Source organism: Nocardiopsis dassonvillei subsp. dassonvillei DSM 43111 (genome assembly GCF_000092985.1).
Lineage (GTDB): Bacteria > Actinomycetota > Actinomycetes > Streptosporangiales > Streptosporangiaceae > Nocardiopsis > Nocardiopsis dassonvillei.
In genome coordinates this window covers 3,732,701-3,750,711 of the sequence record NC_014210.1, presented here as the reverse complement: position 1 = coordinate 3,750,711, position 18,011 = coordinate 3,732,701, and the positions used below count along the sequence as shown (strand labels likewise).

At 71.8% G+C, this 18,011-nt stretch carries 14 protein-coding genes; 7 read left to right on the top strand and 7 right to left on the bottom strand.

Going from position 1 to position 18,011, the window contains the following annotated elements; genetic code table 11:
• The first annotated feature begins 2 nt into the window (after window positions 1-2).
• A complete protein-coding gene (gene qcrB, locus NDAS_RS15460; protein ID WP_013154148.1) occupies window positions 3-1,658 on the top strand; it encodes a cytochrome bc1 complex cytochrome b subunit in 1,656 nt (551 codons plus the stop codon).
• Window positions 1,659-1,803: 145 nt separating this feature from the next.
• Here qcrB and NDAS_RS15455 read toward each other — a convergent pair whose 3' ends face one another.
• On the bottom strand, window positions 1,804-3,603 hold the full coding sequence (locus NDAS_RS15455; protein WP_013154147.1) for an AMP-dependent synthetase/ligase: 1,800 nt from the start codon (window positions 3,601-3,603) through the stop codon (window positions 1,804-1,806).
• Window positions 3,604-4,018: 415 nt separating this feature from the next.
• On the opposite strand from NDAS_RS15455, the gene NDAS_RS15450 reads away from it, so the two are divergent.
• Window positions 4,019-4,465 (top strand): hypothetical protein, encoded by a 447-nt coding sequence (locus NDAS_RS15450; protein ID WP_013154146.1) that lies wholly within the window; start codon window positions 4,019-4,021, stop codon window positions 4,463-4,465.
• A gap of 149 nt (window positions 4,466-4,614) precedes the next feature.
• Entirely contained in the window at window positions 4,615-5,562 is a 948-nt protein-coding gene (locus NDAS_RS15445) for an ROK family glucokinase (protein ID WP_013154145.1), read from the top strand.
• Window positions 5,563-5,644: 82 nt separating this feature from the next.
• Here NDAS_RS15445 and NDAS_RS15440 read toward each other — a convergent pair whose 3' ends face one another.
• Window positions 5,645-6,499 (bottom strand): lysophospholipid acyltransferase family protein, encoded by an 855-nt coding sequence (locus NDAS_RS15440; RefSeq protein WP_013154144.1) that lies wholly within the window; start codon window positions 6,497-6,499, stop codon window positions 5,645-5,647.
• A 389-nt stretch (window positions 6,500-6,888) separates the two neighbouring features.
• Between NDAS_RS15440 and NDAS_RS15435 the strand changes: the two genes are divergently transcribed.
• The 3 genes from NDAS_RS15435 to macS are packed head-to-tail and all read left to right on the top strand — an operon-like array spanning window position 6,889 to window position 9,794.
• Window positions 6,889-7,686, top strand: coding sequence for an alpha/beta hydrolase (locus NDAS_RS15435; protein ID WP_013154143.1), 798 nt, complete (start codon window positions 6,889-6,891; stop codon window positions 7,684-7,686).
• Window positions 7,683-8,600 (top strand): hypothetical protein, encoded by a 918-nt coding sequence (locus NDAS_RS15430; RefSeq protein WP_013154142.1) that lies wholly within the window; start codon window positions 7,683-7,685, stop codon window positions 8,598-8,600. Before NDAS_RS15435 ends, NDAS_RS15430 begins: the two co-directional genes overlap by 4 nt.
• 3 nt (window positions 8,601-8,603) lie before the next feature.
• Entirely contained in the window at window positions 8,604-9,794 is a 1,191-nt protein-coding gene (gene macS / locus NDAS_RS15425) for a MacS family sensor histidine kinase (protein ID WP_255418245.1), read from the top strand.
• Between the two features lie 14 nt (window positions 9,795-9,808).
• Here the strand turns inward: macS and NDAS_RS15420 are convergent, their stop codons facing one another.
• Window positions 9,809-10,402, bottom strand: a complete 594-nt coding sequence (locus NDAS_RS15420) for a molybdopterin-dependent oxidoreductase (RefSeq protein ID WP_049800377.1) — start codon at window positions 10,400-10,402, stop codon at window positions 9,809-9,811.
• A gap of 397 nt (window positions 10,403-10,799) precedes the next feature.
• Between NDAS_RS15420 and aroF the strand changes: the two genes are divergently transcribed.
• The gene (gene aroF, locus NDAS_RS15415) at window positions 10,800-11,846 is read left to right on the top strand and encodes a 3-deoxy-7-phosphoheptulonate synthase (protein WP_013154139.1); all 1,047 of its coding nucleotides are present in this window, start codon (window positions 10,800-10,802) and stop codon (window positions 11,844-11,846) included.
• A gap of 76 nt (window positions 11,847-11,922) precedes the next feature.
• Here aroF and thiI read toward each other — a convergent pair whose 3' ends face one another.
• The 4 genes from thiI to pknB all read right to left on the bottom strand — a co-directional run bounded on the left by thiI (window position 11,923) and on the right by pknB (window position 17,601).
• On the bottom strand, window positions 11,923-13,212 hold the full coding sequence (thiI, locus tag NDAS_RS15410; protein ID WP_013154138.1) for a tRNA uracil 4-sulfurtransferase ThiI: 1,290 nt from the start codon (window positions 13,210-13,212) through the stop codon (window positions 11,923-11,925).
• Window positions 13,213-13,518: 306 nt separating this feature from the next.
• On the bottom strand, window positions 13,519-14,544 hold the full coding sequence (locus tag NDAS_RS15405) for a 6-phosphofructokinase (protein ID WP_013154137.1): 1,026 nt from the start codon (window positions 14,542-14,544) through the stop codon (window positions 13,519-13,521).
• Between the two features lie 172 nt (window positions 14,545-14,716).
• Complete coding sequence (locus NDAS_RS15400) at window positions 14,717-15,373, bottom strand: response regulator (RefSeq protein ID WP_013154136.1); 657 nt, start codon at window positions 15,371-15,373, stop codon at window positions 14,717-14,719.
• A gap of 182 nt (window positions 15,374-15,555) precedes the next feature.
• The gene (gene pknB, locus NDAS_RS15395; protein WP_013154135.1) at window positions 15,556-17,601 is read right to left on the bottom strand and encodes a Stk1 family PASTA domain-containing Ser/Thr kinase; all 2,046 of its coding nucleotides are present in this window, start codon (window positions 17,599-17,601) and stop codon (window positions 15,556-15,558) included.
• Between the last annotated feature and the right edge of the window lie 410 nt (window positions 17,602-18,011).

The window sequence follows — 18,011 nt, the reverse complement described above, 5'->3', positions numbered from 1 at the left end:
CGATGAGTAAGACCACGCAAGCACCCAAGGCGCTTCGCGGCGTCGGCAACTTCATCGACGACCGCTTCCACCTGGCCAAGACCGGCGAGAAGAACCTGCGCAAGGTCTTCCCGAACCACTGGTCGTTCATGCTGGGCGAGATCGCGCTGTACTCGTTCATCATCCTGCTGCTCACGGGTGTCTTCCTCACGCTCTGGTTCAAGCCGAGCATGACGGAGATCGTCTACGACGGCTCCTACGAGCGCCTCCAGGGCGTCATGATGTCGGAGGCCTACGCCTCCACGCTCCACATCACCTTCGAGGTGCGCGGCGGGCTCCTGGTCCGCCAGATCCACCACTGGGCCGCGCTGATCTTCGTCGCGGCGTTGACCGCGCACATGCTCCGGGTGTTCTTCACCGGCGCGTTCCGCAAGCCGCGCGAGATCAACTGGCTGATCGGCGTCGCGATCTTCGCCATCGCCGTCATCGAGGGCCTGTTCGGCTACTCGCTGCCCGACGACCTGCCCTCGGGCATGGGCGTGCGGGTCCTCCAGGGCGTCGTCCTGGCGATCCCCCTGGTGGGTTCCTACCTGTCGATGTTCCTCTTCGGCGGGGAGTTCCCCGGCGAGGACATCATCTCCCGGCTGTACATGCTGCACGTGCTGGCGCTGCCAGCGCTGCTGCTGGGTCTGATCGTCGCGCACTTCATGATCCTGTGGCACCAGAAGCACACCCAGTACCCCGGTACCGGGCGCACGGACAAGACCGTGGTCGGAACGCCCATGTTCCCGGCCTTCGCGGTCAAGGCGGGCGGGTTCTTCTTCTTCACGTTCGCCGTGATCACGCTCCTGGGCGCGTTCGTGCAGATCAACCCGATCCACCTGTTCGGGCCCTTCAGTCCGACGTCCATCACCTCCGGGCTCCAGCCCGACTGGTACCTGGGCTTCATGGAGGGCGCGCTGCGCATCTTCCCGAACTGGTTCGACTTCTCCATCGGGGGCTACCCGTTCATCATCGGCGTGCTCGTCCCCGGACTGGGGATCATGGGCCTGCTCTTCGGTGCCCTGGGCGCGTGGCCGTTCATCGAGCAGTGGATCACCGGCGACAAGCGCGCGCACAACGTCGCCGACCGTCCGCGCAACGCGCCGGTGCGCACCGGTGTGGGCGTCGCCGGGATCATCTTCTACGGTGTGCTGTGGATGTCCGGGTCCAACGACATCATCTCGGAGACCTTCTCGATCAGCCTGTACATGACCACGTACATCTTCCGTGTGCTGGTCATCGTCGGCCCGGTGGCGGGGTTCTTCGTCGCCAAGCGCATCTGCCTGGGGCTGCAGCGCCGTGACCGGGAGACCCTGGAGCACGGCTACGAGAGCGGCACCATCCAGCAGCTGCCCAGCGGTGAGTTCGTGGAAGTGCACAAGCACAGCTCCCCGGAGACGGTGCACGTCCTGGAGAGCAAGCCGGTCATCACCTCGACGGCGCTGGCCGACGGTGCCGACGTGGACGGCAAGGGGGTGGAGAACCCCGAGGCCCGCAAGGGCAGCGGCAGGCTCCGCAAGGCCCTGGCGCGTTGGTACACCAAGGACGACGTGTCCCTGGAGGGGGTGGAGGCGCACAACGGCCACCACCCGCACCACTCCTCCACGGAGGCGGAGAAGGAGGCGGCCCACCACTAGCGCGCCCACACGTGGATGACGGACCCGGTCGCGGTGCGGCCGGGTCCGTCGTGTTCCCGGAGCACGGCCCCGCACACGGCGGGAGCCGACCGCCCCCGTGCGAGGTCGGTCGGCTCCCGTGTGTCCGGTGCGGGCGGCGGAGTGCTCAGCCGGCGTAGATGTCGTCGATCTCCTTGCTCCACTGCTTGCTGACCACGTGGCGCTTGACCTTCAGGGAGGCGGTCATCTGGCCGCTCTCCTCCGTGAAGTCGCTGGGCAGGATCTTGAACTTCTTGATCCCCTCGGCCTTGGACACCGCGTTGTTGGCGTTGTCCACGGCCTCCTGGATGGCGGCGTTCAGGTCCGCGTCCCCGGTCAGGTCGGCGATCTCGCCGCTCTTGCCGTTGGCCTCGCGCCACTGGACGAACGACTCGGGGTCGATCGTGATCAGCGCGGCGATGAACTTGCGGTTGTCTCCGACCACCATGCACTGGCTGACCAGGGCGTGGGCGCGGATGCGGTCCTCCAGGACGGCCGGGGCGACGTTCTTGCCGCCCGCGGTCACGATGATCTCCTTCTTGCGCCCGGTGACGCTCAGGAAGCCGTCGTCGTCCAGCGCGCCCAGGTCGCCGGTGCGGTAGAAGCCGTCCTCGGTGAAGGCCTCCTTGGTGGCCTTCTCGTTCTTCCAGTAGCCGACCATGATGTGGTCGCCCTTGAGCAGGATCTCGCCGTCCTCGGCGATCCTGATGGTGGTGCCGGGCAGCGGCTGGCCCACGGTGCCGATCTTGTTGAACTCGGGGCTGTTCACCGAGGTGGGGGCGGTGGTCTCGGTGAGGCCGTAGCCCTCGATGATGGTGAAGCCGATGCCGCGGAAGAAGTGGCCCAGACGCGCGCCCAGCGCGGATCCGCCGGAGACGGCGTACTCGGCGTTGCCGCCCAGGGCGGCCAGGAGCTTGCCGTAGACCAGCTTGCTGAACAGCGCGTGCTTGAGCTTGAGGCTCAGGGGGATCCGGCCGGTGGCCAGGGCCTTGCTGTAGGCGACGGCGGTGTCGGCGGCGGCGTTGAAGATCTTGCCCTTGCCCTCGGCCGCGGCCTTCTGCTCGGCCTTGGTGTAGACCTTCTCGAACACGCGGGGGACCGCGAGCAGGAAGGTGGGCCTGAACGCCGAGAACTGCTCGATCAGCTCGGGGCCGGTGGAGGGGAAGTGGCCGAGGGTGGCTCTGGCCTCGATCACCATGACCTGGACGAAGCGGGCGAAGACGTGGGCCAGCGGCAGGAACAGCAGCGTGGAGGGGTTCTCCTTGCTGCGCAGGACCTGGCGGGCCGGGCCCTCCAACGCGTTGTGGGAGATGAAGAGGAAGTTGCGGTGGGTGAGCTCGCAGCCCTTGGGGCGGCCGGTGGTGCCCGAGGTGTAGATGAGGGTGGCGAGGTCGTCGGCCTTGACCCCGGTGCGGCGCTTCTCCAGAGCCTCGTCGCTCACCTCCGAGCCCGCGGAGCGCAGCTCGGCGTACCCGGGGTCGTCGAACCGCCAGACGGGGCCGAGCTCGGGGGTCCGGGCGCGGACCGACTCGACGCGCTCGGCGTGGGCGTCGTTCTCCACGAACGCGGCCTTGGCGCCGGAGTCGGTGAGGATCCACTCGATCTGCTCGGCGGAGGAGGTCTCGTAGATCGGGACGGTCACGCCGCCGACGGACCAGATGGCGTAGTCGACGACCGTCCACTCGTAGCGGGTGCGCGACATCAGGGCGACGCGGTCGCCGTGCTCGATGCCCGCGTCGATCAGGGCCTTGGCGTACGCGGCGATGTCGGCGTGCAGCTCCGCCACGGTGACGTCGTGCCACTGGCCGGACTCCTGGCGACGGGCGGTGACGGCGTTGGGCTCGCTGGCCGCGCGCGCGTAGAGCGTGTCGGTCAGTCGCGCGTCGTCGGAGATCTCAGCCTTCGCGGGAGAGCTGTATTCGCGCACGTGGTGCTCCTGGACGTGTACGGGTTCGGGTAGTACGGGACGTGATGACCGTAACAACACCACCCTACTCATGAGTAGAACACGTTGTCGTTCGGTATCCAACGGTGACCCTGGGTCGTGTCCGGCGCGGCGGACGCGCTGGTGCGCGGGCGGAGGAAAGAACGGATTCCTCCCTCGTACGCACGCGAGACTATACGCCCGACGTAGTGTTTGCGCACGTCGTGAGAACTATGTGCTGTATGTGAATTTTGTGTCCTTTGTAGGTTTTCGTGGTCATTGCGGTTTCCCCTGGCCTCACTCCCCGTAGCCGCGCCCGCGCCCCTGATTCGCCCCTGAACCTGCCCTGAGAAACCTCCCCGGCGCCCGGAGGGCCGGTTACCGTGAAGCAGAACGCGGCGCGAAGGAGGAAGCTGACATGACGGAGAACACCGGTCGCAACGGCGGTCCGGGTGTGGGCAGGGGCGAGGACCCCGACCTCATCGACGACGCACTGAAGCTGGTGACCACCCTTCAGCGCAGGCTGTTGACGGCCGGGGTCAAGCGCGGGGTGGGCGCCGTGACCTCGCCGCCCCCGAGCAAGGGCGACGTGTGGGAGGAGGCCATCCGCCTGGAGACGGACGACCGGCGCCCCCCGCTGGAGGAACTGCTCGACATCGTGCGCACCTCCGGCCCCGAGGTCGTCGGACACCTCGGCCGCGCCGGACTGGCCGCGGTCGGAGCCCTGGGCCGCACCTGGGACGTGGTCGAGCGCTCCCTTGAGCAGACCCGCGCCGACGACGCCGCGGGGCGCCGTCCGCAGGACCGGACGCAGGGTGGCGAAAGGGCGACGGAAGGCGAGGAACGCCAGGTCACCGCGGGGTGAACGGGAGGAGATCACGGTTCGACTCCGGGGGTGTCGGGGGTCGCCTCGCGCCTGGTTTAATCAGATGGCATACATCATCTGAAAACACTTTGCCATGAACCTTGAGACTTATGTCAGAGTTCGGGCGTAAGTACGAAGGAGCTGCCCCCATGCTGACCATCGGCGTAGACATCGGCGGGACCAAGGTCGCCGCCGGGGTCGTCGACCCCGAAGGGCAGATCCTCGACAAGGTCAAGTACCCCACCCCCTCCAACGACCCGCAGGCCCTGGCCGACGTCGTGGCCAGGGCCGTCGGGGAGCTGCGCGGCCGACAGGACGCCGACTCCGTCCGGGCGGTCGGGGTGGGGGTGGCGGGGTTCGTGGACGAGGACCGCGCCACCGTCCAGGTCGCCGTCAACCTCGGCCTGCGCGACGAGCCCCTCCGGGACCACGTCCAGGAGCGCGTCGGGCTGCCCGTGGTCATCGAGAACGACGCCAACGCCGCCGCCTGGGCCGAGGCCAGGTTCGGCGCCGGGCGCGGCAGCGACCACATCGTGTGCATCACCCTGGGCACCGGCATCGGCGGCGGCCTGGTCATCGGCGGCGCCCTGCACCGCGGCCGCTACGGCGTGGCCGCCGAGGTCGGGCACTACCGGATGGTCCCGCACGGGCGCCGCTGCGCCTGCGGCAACCACGGCTGCTGGGAGCAGTACGCCAGCGGCCGCGCCCTGGTCGCCGAGGCCCAGGACCTGGCGCTGACCGACCCCGTGGCCGCCGAGCGCATGCTCAAGCTCGCCGACGGTGTCATCGACCAGGTCGAGGGCCACGTCATCACCCAGGCGGCGCTGGAGGGGGACAGGGCCGCCCTGGAGTGCTTCGCCAAGGTCGGGGAGTGGGCCGGACACGGCCTGGCCGACCTCGCCGCCATCCTCGACCCCGAGTGCTTCGTCCTGGGCGGCGGTGTCTCCGACGCCGGGTCCATCCTGCTGGACCCGGTCCGCGCCGCCTTCGCGCGCAACGTCCCGGGCCGCCCGGGGCGCCGCATGGCCGAGGTGCGCCTGGCCGAACTCGGCGGAGAGGCGGGCATCGTCGGCGCCGGCGACCTCGCCCGGCACTGACCCGGGCCCCGGGAAGCGGACGGCCCCCGCGCCCCCGCAGCGGGGGGCGCGGGGCCGTCCGTTCCTCGGGCCGCCGCGCGGGCTACTCCTGGGCGGCGGTCGGGTCCGCGGCGTCCGCGTCCCCGCCCCCGCGCCTGTCCCTGCGCGCCGCCCGCTTCTCCTCGCGGCGGGTCCGCCGCTCCGCCTTGCGCCGCTCGCGCTCGGTCCGCCTGCGGTCCTTGTCGCTGGCGTGCTGCTCGCGTTTGGCCTCCTTGGCCTCCGCCTCCAGCTCGGCCTTGACCGACTGCGCGTAGCGGTCCACGTACTCCTGACCGGACAGCTCCATCAACGCGTACATGATCTCGTCGGTGACGGCCCGCAGCACGCGCGGGTCCTTCTCCATGCCGTGGTAGCGGGAGAAGTCCAGCGGCTTGCCGAACTTGACCTTGGGGCGCACGCCCAGCTTGGGCACCGTGCGGCCGGGGGGCATGATCTTCTCCAGGTTGATCATCGCCATCGGCACCACCGGGGCCTTGGCCTCCAGCGCCAGCCGCGCCACACCCGTCCGGCCGCGGTAGAGCTTGCCGTCGGGGGAGCGGGTGCCCTCGGGGTAGATGCCCAGGAGGTCGCCGCGCTTGAGCACTCTCAGGCCCGTGCGCAGCGCCGCCTCGCTGGCCTTGCCGCCCGAGCGGTCGATGGGGATCTGCCCCACGCCGGTGAAGAACGCCCGGCTCAGCAGCCCCTTGACGCCCGTGCCGGTGAAGTACTCGGCCTTGGCCAGGAAGGTGATCTTGCGCGGCAGCGGCAGCGGACCGAAGAAGTGGTCGGAGAAGGACAGGTGGTTGCTGACCATGATCGCCGGACCGCGGCGCGGCACGTTCTCCACACCCTCGGCGCGCGGCTGCCACAGTACGGCCAGGACCGGCCCCAGGATCGCCTTGACCACCCAGTAGAACATCGCTCAGATCACCCCTGCACACGCGGGGAGCACTGGGCAGGGTCTGCCACGATTCACCGTCCCGCTCTGCCGACATTGTCAGGAGGGCTCGCGCCCGGAGAGTGGGGGAGGAGCCGCCGCCTGACGTGCGCCATCCTCCCACCGTGTGAGCGCGAGTGCCAAAGCGCCCCCGAACGGGCCGTCGGCCCGACGCAGAAGAGGATACTCAGTCGGCCCGCGTGGCGGGTGCCTGCCTCCGGTCGCCGGGGACGGGAACGTTAGTGTGCACTCATGGCGAACGGACCGCCGAACGGTTAGCCTCACGGCAGGAGCCAGGGTTTCCCGTGCCTCCGCTCCGGTCGCCGCAGACCCCCGTCCCCCGCGCACCGCACGATTCCTGGAGCCGCTCCGTGAGACCGACCGACGCCCCTCCCCTGATCCCGGGCGCTGAGCCGTTCAGTCACCGCGGGTCGGACACGGGCGTCCTGCTCTGCCACGGTTTCACCGGCTCCCCGTACTCGATGCGACCCTGGGCCGAGCACCTGGCCGCCGCCGGACTCAGCGTCGAGGCGCCCCTGCTGCCCGGGCACGGCACGGTCTGGCACGACATGAACCTCACCACCAGCGACGACTGGCTCGCCGAGGTCGAACGGGCCCTGTTGGACCTGGCCTCGCGCTGCGGGGAGGTGTTCGTCATGGGGCTGTCCATGGGCGGCGCCCTCAGCCTGCGCCTGGCCCAGAGGCACCCGGGCCTCGTGCGCGGGGTCGTGCTCGTCAACCCCTCCCTGGCGGTGGAGGACCGACGCCTGCCCGTCATCGCCCCCGTCCGCCGCCTGGTCTCGCGGATCATGCCCTCCACGCCCGGTCTGGGCTGCGACGTCTCCAAGGACGACACCACCGAGGGCGGGTACGACCGCGTCCCCACCGCGGCCGCGGCGACACTCCCGAAGCTGTGGCGCGAGGTTCAGGAGGGCATGTCCGGTTTGCGAGCGCCGATCCTGGCCTACCGAAGCACCCAGGACCACGTCGTCGGACCGCGCAGTCTGCGTATCCTCGCTAGGAGAGCGGTCAACACCGGGCTGACGATCCACCTGCTCCACGACAGCTACCACGTGGCGACCCTCGACCATGACGCCGCCGTCGTCTTCGACGGGAGCCTCGCCTTCGTGCGAGAGCACAGTAGAAGCGGGGAAGGAGCCGACCGATGACGCAACGTCGGGGAAACGGCCTGCTCGCCGACGCCTACGTTCCGCTGATCCTGCTCGCGCCCTCGCACGCCGACCTCATGCTGGAGGCGCTCCGGCGCAGCGGCATCGCCGCCTACGCCGTGCCCCTGGACGAGGACGTCCTGGAGCCCGAGGGCAGTCAGGCCGACGACCCGCCCACCGACCACCTGTACGTGGACGCCGAGGAGCGGGCCGCGGCCGAGAGGGTCCTGGGCGCCGAGCTGCCCGACCTGGACGGGCGGCCCGGGACGGCCCCCGACCTGCTGGCGTCACGCGGCGAACCCCGCTCCGACGCCGACGCCGAGGAGGGCGGGGAGGCCGCCGCGCACGAGTCCCCCGACGCGACGGTCGGCGGCGACCTGCTGGACGGCCCGCCCGCCAACGTCGACCCCGACGCCGCGCCCGCCCGGCCCGCGGACGAGGACGAGGTCTGGAACGACCTGGTCGCCCGCTTCTACGACGACGCAGACACCCGGGGGCAGCGCCGCCGCGCCGCCTGGCCCGACGCCGAGAACCTCAGCGCCCCGGGAGGGGACGCCTCCTCCGGCGGCGACCTCCTGGCCGGAGGGACCGCCGGCGCCGGGGACGGGGAGGAGCGCGAGACGGCGGAGGAGGAGGCCCGGCGCCGGGCCGAGGCCGACCTGGAGGGCCACTACGAGCCCCCGCCACCGCCGCCCCTGCTCCAGGGCGACCGGGTGGGCATCGCCGCCTGGCTGTGCCTGCTGGGCGCGCCGGTACTGGTGTTCGGGGCCGCGTTCGTCGGCGTCTCCCTGCCCAACTGGCTGATGTTCGCCGCGGTGCTGGCCTTCCTGGTCAGCTTCGTCGTGCTCATCCTGCGCATGACCGACTCCCGCCCGCCCGGAGACGGCGGGCCCGACAACGGGGCGGTGGTCTGACCCCTGGGCTTCGACTTCCCCCTCTGGCGCGCCTTCGCCGTCTTCCGCGCAGCGTCCCTGGTCTACGCCCTGTTCCTCCTCGTCCAGCACCACGAGCACCTGACCCGGCCCTGGCTGGCCTGGACGGTGCTGGCGGTCATGGTCGTGTGGACGGCGTTCACCACCCGCGCCTACGCCCGCCCGCACCTGCGCGACTGGCGCGTGCTCACCGCCGACCTCGCGGTGGCCTTCGCGTGCCTGTTCGCCACCGCCCTGGCGGCCACGCCGTTCTACCTCACCCAGGCCCCGCCGCTGAGCGGCTACTGGTTCGCGGGCACCGCGCTGGCGGCCAGCGTCATCTGGGGCGGGCGCGCCGCCGCGGCCGTCGCCGTGCTCTACGGTCTCGCCGACCTCACCCTGCGCACGGTCATGGACGCCGCCGTGACCGCCGCGACCGCCCGCGGCGTGGTCCTGCTGCTCCTGGCCGGCCTGGCGGTCGGATACATGTCCTGGATGTCGGAGCGGGCCGAACGGCGGTTCGCGCAGGCGGTCGCGCTGGAGGCGCGCACCCGCGAGCGCGAGCAGCTGGCCCGCTCGATCCACGACTCGGTGCTCCAGGTGCTGTCCCTGGTGAGCAGGCGCGGCGCCGAGGCCGGGGGAGAGGCCGCCGAACTGGGCCGGATGGCCGGTGAGCAGGAGGCGCGCCTGCGCGCGCTGGTCGCGATCGGATCGTCGGAGGACGCCTCCGGCGGGACGGACGGGATGAACGGGACCGGCGGGGCGGCGCCGCCTCCCGCGGGGCGCACTGCCGCGGCAGGAACCGGGGACGCGGTGGACCTGCGCGAGCCGCTGCGCCGCGCCGAGTCGGCCCGCGTGTCGGTGTCCGCGCCCGCCACGCCCGTCGTCCTGCCCGCGCACACCGCCGCCGAACTCGCCGCCGCCGTGCTCGCCGCCCTGGACAACGTGGAGCGGCACTGCCCCGAGGGCACGCGCGCCTGGGTGCTGGTGGAGGACGAGGACGACGCGGTGACCGTGTCCGTGCGCGACGAGGGCCCCGGCATCGAGCCCGGCCGCCTGGAGCGGGCCCGCTCCGAGGGCCGCATCGGCGTGGCCCAGTCCGTGCGGGGCCGTGTGCGCGACCTGGGCGGCACCGTCGAGTACGTGTCGGTCCCCGGCCAGGGCACCGAGGTGGAGATGCGGGTCCCGCGCCGCTGAGGGCCCCGCACGGCTCACCGCCGCGGAGCCCGGCCCGGTCCCCGCTCCTCCTCCTGGTGGGAGAACCGCTGCTCCCGCCACGGGTCGCCCCGGTTGTGGTAGCCGCGCTCCTCCCAGAAACCGCGGCGGTCCGCGGTCATGTACTCCACCGCGCGCAGCCACTTCACGCTCTTCCACCCGTACAGGTGCGGCACCACCAGGCGCAGCGGCGCGCCGTGGTCGGGGGCCAGGGGCTCTCCGTCGCGGTGGGTCGCCAGCAGCACCCCCTCCGCCAGGAAGTCGTCCATGCGCAGGTTCGCGCCGTACCCGTACTCGCCCCACGCCATCACGTGCGTGGCCTCCGGCGCGGGCGGGGCCGCCGCCACCAGGTCCGTGGCGAGCACCCCGCGCCAGGGCACGTCCGGGACGCTGAACCGCATCACGCAGTGGAAGTCGCTCACCGAGTCCGTGCGCGGCAGCCGCGCGAACTCCTCCCACGTCCAGCGGTACGCCCCCAGGTCCTCGGTCGCCCCCGTGACCCGCAGGTCCCACCGCTGCGGGCGGAAGGCGGGCACCGGTCCGTAGTGCAGCGGCTTGTGCTCGTGGCGCACCGCCTGCCCGGGAGGCATCCGGGGCCGGGCCCCGCCCGTATCGGCCTCGTCCGTTCCCTCGGACACTTCCGTCCCCCTGCTCGTCTTGGGCTCCCGCGGCGCGCCCGGCCGGCTGGCCGGCACGAACGCCTTCCCCGTGGGGAGAACGTGCGTGCGGCCATCCTGTCAGGCGCCGACGAGAGACAGGTCACTCACCCCGGGTGTGCGGACACGCGGCGACCGTGCGCTATAGTTCCAGCCATGCAGCGGAACTTCTGGCGCTTTTATGGCTACCGGCCCGACACCCCGGTCGCCTGTAGAGCGCTGCGCTGACACAGACGACTTGAGCCCCGGGCCGGTAGAGCCCGGGGCTTTTCTCGTTCCGGGCGCCGGTCGGCTCGTCCACCCAACCGACAAGCAGCTAGGGACAACGCACATGGTCATCGTGATGGCGCCGGACGCCACCCCCGAGAACATCGACGATCTGGTCGAGCTGGTCTCCTCCGCCGGAGGCGAGGCCTACGTGACGCGCGGGGTGAGCCGCACGATCATCGGCCTCGTCGGTGACGTCGAGCGCTTCCAGGACCTGGGCCTGGCCGCCAAGCCGGGCGTCAGCGACGTCCTGCGCATCTCCGTCCCCTACAAGCTCGTCAGCCGCGAGAACCACGACAGCCGCACGGTCGTCAGCGTGCGCGGAGTGCCGATCGGCGGCGACAACGTCACCGTCATCGCCGGTCCCTGCGCCGTCGAGACCCCCGAGCAGACCCTGGCCGCGGCCCGGATGGCGCTGGAGGCGGGGGCGTCCCTGCTGCGCGGCGGCGCCTACAAGCCCCGCACCTCCCCCTACGCCTTCCAGGGCCTGGGCGAGGAGGGCCTGAGGATCCTCGCCGACGTGCGCGAGGAGACCGGCCTTCCCATCGTCACCGAGGTCGTGGACGCCGCCGACGTGGAGCTGGTCGCCTCCTACGCGGACATGCTCCAGGTCGGCACCCGCAACATGCAGAACTTCGCCCTCCTCCAGGCGGTGGGGGACGCGGGCAAACCGGTCCTGCTCAAGCGCGGCATGAGCGCCACCATCGAGGAGTGGCTGATGGCCGCCGAGTACATCGCCCAGCGCGGCAACCTCGACATCGTCCTGTGCGAGCGCGGCATCCGCACCTTCGAGAAGGCCACCCGCAACACCCTGGACATCAGCGCGGTCCCGGTCGCCCAGAACCTGTCCCACCTGCCGGTGATCGTCGACCCGTCCCACTCGGGCGGCAAGCGCGAGCTGGTGCTGCCGCTCTCGCGCGCGGCCGTGGCGGTCGGCGCGGACGGCGTCATCGTCGACGTGCACCCCCACCCGGAGAACGCCCTGTGCGACGGCCCGCAGGCCCTCCTGCACGAGGACCTGGCCGAGCTGCGCGATCTGGCGGGCACCCTGGCCGCCCTGACCGGCCGCACCCTGACCCTGGCGCCGGGCCGCGAACTGGCCGGTCTGTGAGACCGCGGGGCTGAACACGACGGCGCCCCGGCCCCGCCCCGCGTGCGGGGAGCGGCCGGGGCGCCGTCGTCGCGCGCTAGGCGGTGGCGGCCACCGACGCGGAGGCGGGCGCCACGCGCTTGGGCGCGGCGTCGCCCAGGAAGCTGGGCTTGTGCACCTGCGCGGTGGTGACCAGGTGCTCGGCCAGCTCCTCGGCGTCCAGGCGCTTCTCGATCTGGCGCAGGTCCGGGATCTTGGCCGCGGTCTCCACCTGGCGCGGGGTCAGCATGGTGCAGCAGTCCTCGTCGGGCAGCTCCGAGATGGACAGGGTCCCGATCCGGCGGGCGTGGTCCATGATCTCGGTCTTGTCCATGCCGATGAGCGGACGCAGGATCGGCAGGTCCACCGCGTCGTCCAGGGCGGTCAGGTTGGTCATGGTCTGGCTGGACACCTGGCCCAGCGCGTCCCCCGTGACCAGGCACTCCGCGCCCAGGTCGTCGGCCAGGGCCTCCGCGGTCTTGAGCATGAGGCGGCGCTGGGCGACGATCTGGAGCCGCTCGATCCCCGAGCTCTTCAGCTGCTGCTGGGCCTTGCCGAAGGGGATGACGAACAGCCGCGAGCCCACCTGGTAGCGGTCGAGCTGGCGGACGAGGCTGTAGGCCTTGTAGATCGACTCCGGGCCGGTGAACGGCATGCCGGAGAAGTGCAGGAAGTCGACCTTGAGCCCGCGCCGGATCATCCGGTGCGCGGCGACGGGTGAGTCGATCCCGCCCGACATCAGCACCAGGCCGCGGCCGCTCATCCCGGCGGGCAGGCCGCCCTGGCCGGGCACGCCGTCGGTGAACACGAACGCCTCGTCCTTGTCCACCTCGACGAACAGGGTGTTGTCGGGGCGCTTGAGGTTGACCTTGTAGCCGTGCGCCTCGATGATCTTCGAGCCCAGGTACCCGGCCAGCTCCGACGAGGTCATCTCGAAGCGCTTGTCGCGGCGCCGGGCGCGCACGGCGAAGGTGCCCTCGCGGCCCTGCATGACGCGCACGCCGATGTCGGTGACGGCGTCCAGGTCCTTGGGCACGCGGCGGACCAGGTGCACCCAGACCACACCCATGACGTTGGCCATGCGGTCGGCGATCTCGGCGACCTCCAGGTCGGAGGCGTCGGGCTTGCGCACGATGATGACGCCCGCGCCGCGCTGGGAGAGGCGGACCTCGCCCAGGTCGCGCACGGAGGCGCGGATGTTGTTGTGCAGCCGCCGCTCGAACAGCTTGCGGTTGGAGCCCTTGAGGACGATCTCGCCGAGCTTCATGAGCACGCAGAGCTCGCCGAGCCCGGCGTCGGACCCGGCCAGGGCTGCGGGGAGCGGCGCGGACTCAAGCGACGCGGACATGGTGCTACCTCCGGTGGATACCTTCGTGTCCCGGTGTGAGGTGGGAGTGGCGGTGACGGGGCCGGGAGCGTCCATCGCCATCCTCCAGTATCGAACATCCCGTCCACCGCTCCGTCCGTTTTCGGACGGGACGGGAGGGAGGCGGCGGGCACACAGGACCGACCGGGACGCGGCGCGCCCCCTCCCTGGGAGCTGGGAGGGGGCGCGGACCGTTCCGGAGGGGGCCGGCGCGCGTGGCCGGCGGCCGGTCCTTCCGGGGGAGCCCCGGGACAATCCGGTTCCCGGGCTCCGGGTCGCGGGGCGTGCCTAGCCGAAGAAGACCTCGGCCTCCTCGTAGCGCGAGGAGGGCACCGTCTTGAGGGTGTCGGTGGCCTCGGCCAGGTTCACGCGGACGATGTCCGTGCCCTGGAGGCCGACCATCTTGCCGAAGGCCTTGTCGTGCACGGCCTCGATGGCGTTCACGCCCAGACGGGTGGCCAGCACGCGGTCGAACGCGGTCGGCGTGCCGCCGCGCTGCACGTGGCCCAGGACCACCGAGCGGGCCTCCTTGCCGGTGCGCTGCTCGATCTCGTCGGCCAGCCGCTGGCCGATGCCGCCCAGGCGCACGTGGCCGAAGGAGTCGGTCTCCCCGGTGGCCAGCTCCATCTGGCCCTCCTTGGGGTGCGCGCCCTCGGCGACCACGATGATCGGCGCGTACTGGGTCTCGAAGCGGCTCTCGACGTGCTTGACGACCTCGTCGATGTCGAAGGGCCGCTCGGGGATGAGGATGACGTTGGCGCCCGCGGCCATGCCCGAGTGCAGCGCGATCCATCCGGCGTGGCGGCCCATGACCTCCACCACCAGCGCGCGGTGGTGCGACTCGGCGGTGGTGTGCAGGCGGTCGATCGCCTCCATCGCGATGTTCACGGCCGTGTCGAAACCGAAGGTGTAGTCGGTCGCGTTGAGGTCGTTGTCGATGGTCTTGGGCACGCCGACGACGTTGACGCCGCGGTCGTGCAGCTGGCGGGCCACGCCGAGGGTGTCCTCGCCGCCGATGGCGACCAGGGCGTCGACGCCCAGCCCGGCCATGTTGTCCTTGACCCGTTCGACACCGCCCTCGATCTTCATGAGGTTGGTGCGCGAGGAGCCCAGGATCGTGCCGCCCCGGGGCAGGATGCCGCGCACGGCGGTCACGTCCAGCGGCATGGTGTCGCCCTCCAGCGGGCCGCGCCAGCCGTCCCGGAAGCCGATGAACTCGTAGCCGTAGTCCTTGATGCCCTTGCGGACCACTGCGCGGATGACCGCGTTCAGACCAGGGCAGTCCCCACCGCCGGTCAGCACCCCGACTCGCATACGGATTCTCCTCGACGTTGTGTGTTTTACGACGCATGGCGCCATATGGTCTAGACCATAGTGGGAGCGGTGATCCGGGGCCAACCCGGGGAGGAGAATACGCGGTGAACGCGCCCGGCGCGTACGGGGCAGAGGGCGTGGACCGCGCGAAACGGACCCGCGGGAGGGCGCGTCAGTCGTCCAGGCCCCGGTCGATGGCGTAGCGCACCAGCTCCACCCTGTTGTGCAGGTGCAGCTTGGTGAGGGTGTTCTGCACGTGGTTCTGCACGGTGCGGTGGGAGATGCCCAGCCGCTGCGCGATCTGCTTGTAGGCCAGCCCCTTGGCGACCAGGCGCAGCACCTCGGTCTCGCGGGGGGTCAGCTCGGGAGCCTCCGGCTCCCGGGAGCGGTCCGCCGACGAGAGCCTGCGGTACTCGCCCAGCACCAGCCCGGCCAGGCCCGGGGTGTACACGGCCTCGCCCGCGTGCACCCGGCGCACAGCGTCCAGCAGTTCCTCCCGCCCCGCCGACTTGACCAGGTAGCCGGTGGCCCCGGCCTTCACCGCGGCCAGGACGTCGTCGCTGGCGCCGCTCGCCGACAGCACCAGCACCCGCGGCGGCGGGGACAGCGCCACCAGGCCGGCGGTCAGCTCGACCCCGCTCATGTCGGGCAGGTGCAGGTCCACGACGGCCAGGGTGGGACGCGCGGCCGGGGCGATGCGCAGCGCCTTGGCGCCGTCGCCCGCGGTGCCCACGACCTCGATACCGGCCTCGCCGAGATCGCGCGCGACCGCGTCGCGCCACATGGGGTGGTCGTCCACCACCAGTACCCGGATCGCCTCGCTCGCCATGCGGGTGACCCTATCCCGGGCGGGCGGCACCCACGACACGGACCGACGGCCGGGGCGGGGGACCGCGCCGGGGGACGGCGGCCGGCCGTGCCCCCGCGCCGGGTCGGCCGCACACGGCGAGGGGGCGGGACCGGTCCGGTCCCGCCCCCTCGCTTCCGACTCAGGCCACGCGCCCGGGCCGGTCAGTCGTCATCGTCGTCGCCGCGGCCGTTGCCATTGCCGTTGCCGTTGCCGAAGTCGCCCAGGTCGATGCCGCCCGGAGTCGCGGTGATCGTGATCTCCGTGTCCTCGGGAGCCCTGCCGGTGTGCGACTGGTGCGCCACCTCGCGGCCGCCGAAGACGCGCTCGACCTTGACCTTGAAACCGGCCTCCTCCAGCGCCTCGCGCGCGTCGTCGACCCGCATGCCGACCACGTCGGGGATGTCCACGCCGGGCGGACCGGTGGAGACGGTCAGGGTGACGGTGCCGCCGGAGCCGATGCTGGAGCCGCTGTCGGGGCTCTGCTGGATGACCCTGCCCTCCTCGACGTCCGCGCTCTCCTCCTCGACCACCTCGACGGACAGGCCCTCGCCCTCCAGCATCTGGCGGGCGGTGTCCAGGTCCTCGCCGACCACCGCGGGCACCGGGATGCCCCGGCTGACGGTGAGGGTGACCGGTTCCTCCCGGTCGGCCTCCGCGCCCGCCTCGGGGGAGGTGGAGACCACCGCGCCGGGCTCGACCTCGGTGGAGCTCACGTCCTCCTGGACGATGTTGTCCGGGACGAAGCCCAGGTCCTCCAGCTCCTTGAGCGCGTTGGCGGCGTCCATCTCGACCAGGTCGGGCATCTCCACCGTCTGCGGGCCCTTGGACAGGTACACGGTGACCACGTCGTCGGGGGACAGGCGGGCGCCCACCTCGGGGTCGGTCTCGCCGACCGTGCCCGGCTCGGCGTCGCTGTAGACGGCCTCGGAGGACAGGTCGTAGCGCAGGCCCTCGTCGCGGATGATCCGGCTCGCGGCCTCGGGGTCGCGGCCCACCACGTCGGGGACGTTCTCGTACTGGCCGACCAGGAACCACCAGCCCGCGCCGAGCAGGACGAGCGCCAGGACCGCCGCGCCGATCCCGATCAGCAGGTTGCGGCGGCGCCGGTCGTCGGGGCCGTTCCGGTAGTCGTCGTACCCGTCGTCGCCGTATCCGTCCTTGTCGCGGTCGTAGTCGTCGTAGCGGCCGTCGTCGAGGCCGGCGGAGGCCATGTCCACGACCATGGTCGCGTTCTCGGTGCCGGGACCGGCGCCCCCGGCGATGAGCTGGGGCGCGGTCACCGAGGCCGTGGCCGCCGCCGCCGGGGCGACGGGCGTCAGCGGGGCCTGGTCGGCGGCGGAGGCGGGGGGAGACGCGGGCAGGCCGTTGAGCACCGCCAGGACCTTGGCCAGGTACTGGCCCGCGTTGCTGGGACGGTACCTGGGGTCGCGCTCGGTGGCCTTGGTGACCAGCGCGTCGACCTCCGCGGGCAGGCCGGGCAGGAAGTGCGAGGGGCGCGGGACGTCCTCGTTGACGTGCTGGTAGGCGATCGCGATGGGCGTCTCGCCGGTGTGCGGCTGGCTGCCGGTGAGCAGCTCGTAGAGCATGATGCCCGCCGCGTACACGTCGCTGCGGGCGTCGGCGACGCCCTTCTCGATCTGCTCGGGGGCCAGGTAGGCCGCCGTGCCCATGAGGGTGCCCGTGCGGGTCAGCCCCTGGTTGGACTGCTCCACGGCGCGCGCCAGGCCGAAGTCGGCGACCTTGACCCGGCCGTCCTCGGTGATGAGGACGTTCTCGGGCTTGACGTCGCGGTGCACCATGCCCGCCTGGTGGGCGGCGCCGAGCGCGGCCAGCACCGGGGCCATGGCGTTCAGGGCGTCGTGGGCGCCGAGCCTGCCCCGGGACTTGAGCAGGTCGCGCAGGGTGCGTCCGGGTACGTACTCCATGGCCAGGAACACGTGCCCCTGGTCCTCACCCTGGTCGAAGACCTGCACGACGTTGGGGTGGGAGAGCTTGGCGACGGAGTGCGCCTCGTTGATGAAGCGCTGCACGAAGGTCGGGTCCTGGGCCAGCGAAGGGTGCATCACCTTCAGGGCCAGCCGTCGGTCCAACCTCAGGTCGTGGGCGACGTAGACGGTCGCCATCCCGCCTCCGGCGATCCTGGACTCCACGAAGTAACGTCGGTCCAGGGTGGCGCCTACGAGCGGGTCGGAAGTCGTCATGTCCACGGCGGAGTAGTGTCCTTGCTGCGGGGAGCGCGGGCTGTCGCGGCCGGTGGCGCGTACCCGACACCGGGTGTCGAACCGACACGATAGCGGAAGCCCACGCCAGGTCTGCCCCGCGGTTCGCGGTCGCGCCGTCCCGTTCGGGTGCCGGTGGGGCCGGTGGGACATCCGGGGAGGCCTGCTCGGTCTCCCCGGAGGACGGGTCCCGGCCCCGGCCGGGGCTCCCCCGGGCCCGGCGGTGTGTGCTCCGCCGGTCGTCGGGTCGCCCCGTCCCCGGTGAGGCCCGCTCCGTGGGCGGTGGGGACGCTCGCGCCTGGGTGGTCGTGGTGTGCGGGATGCGCCCTTGCCGGACCGCACACTCGTTCCACGGTAGAGGACGCCGCCAAACTCCCCAGGTGGGACGCACCAATCGG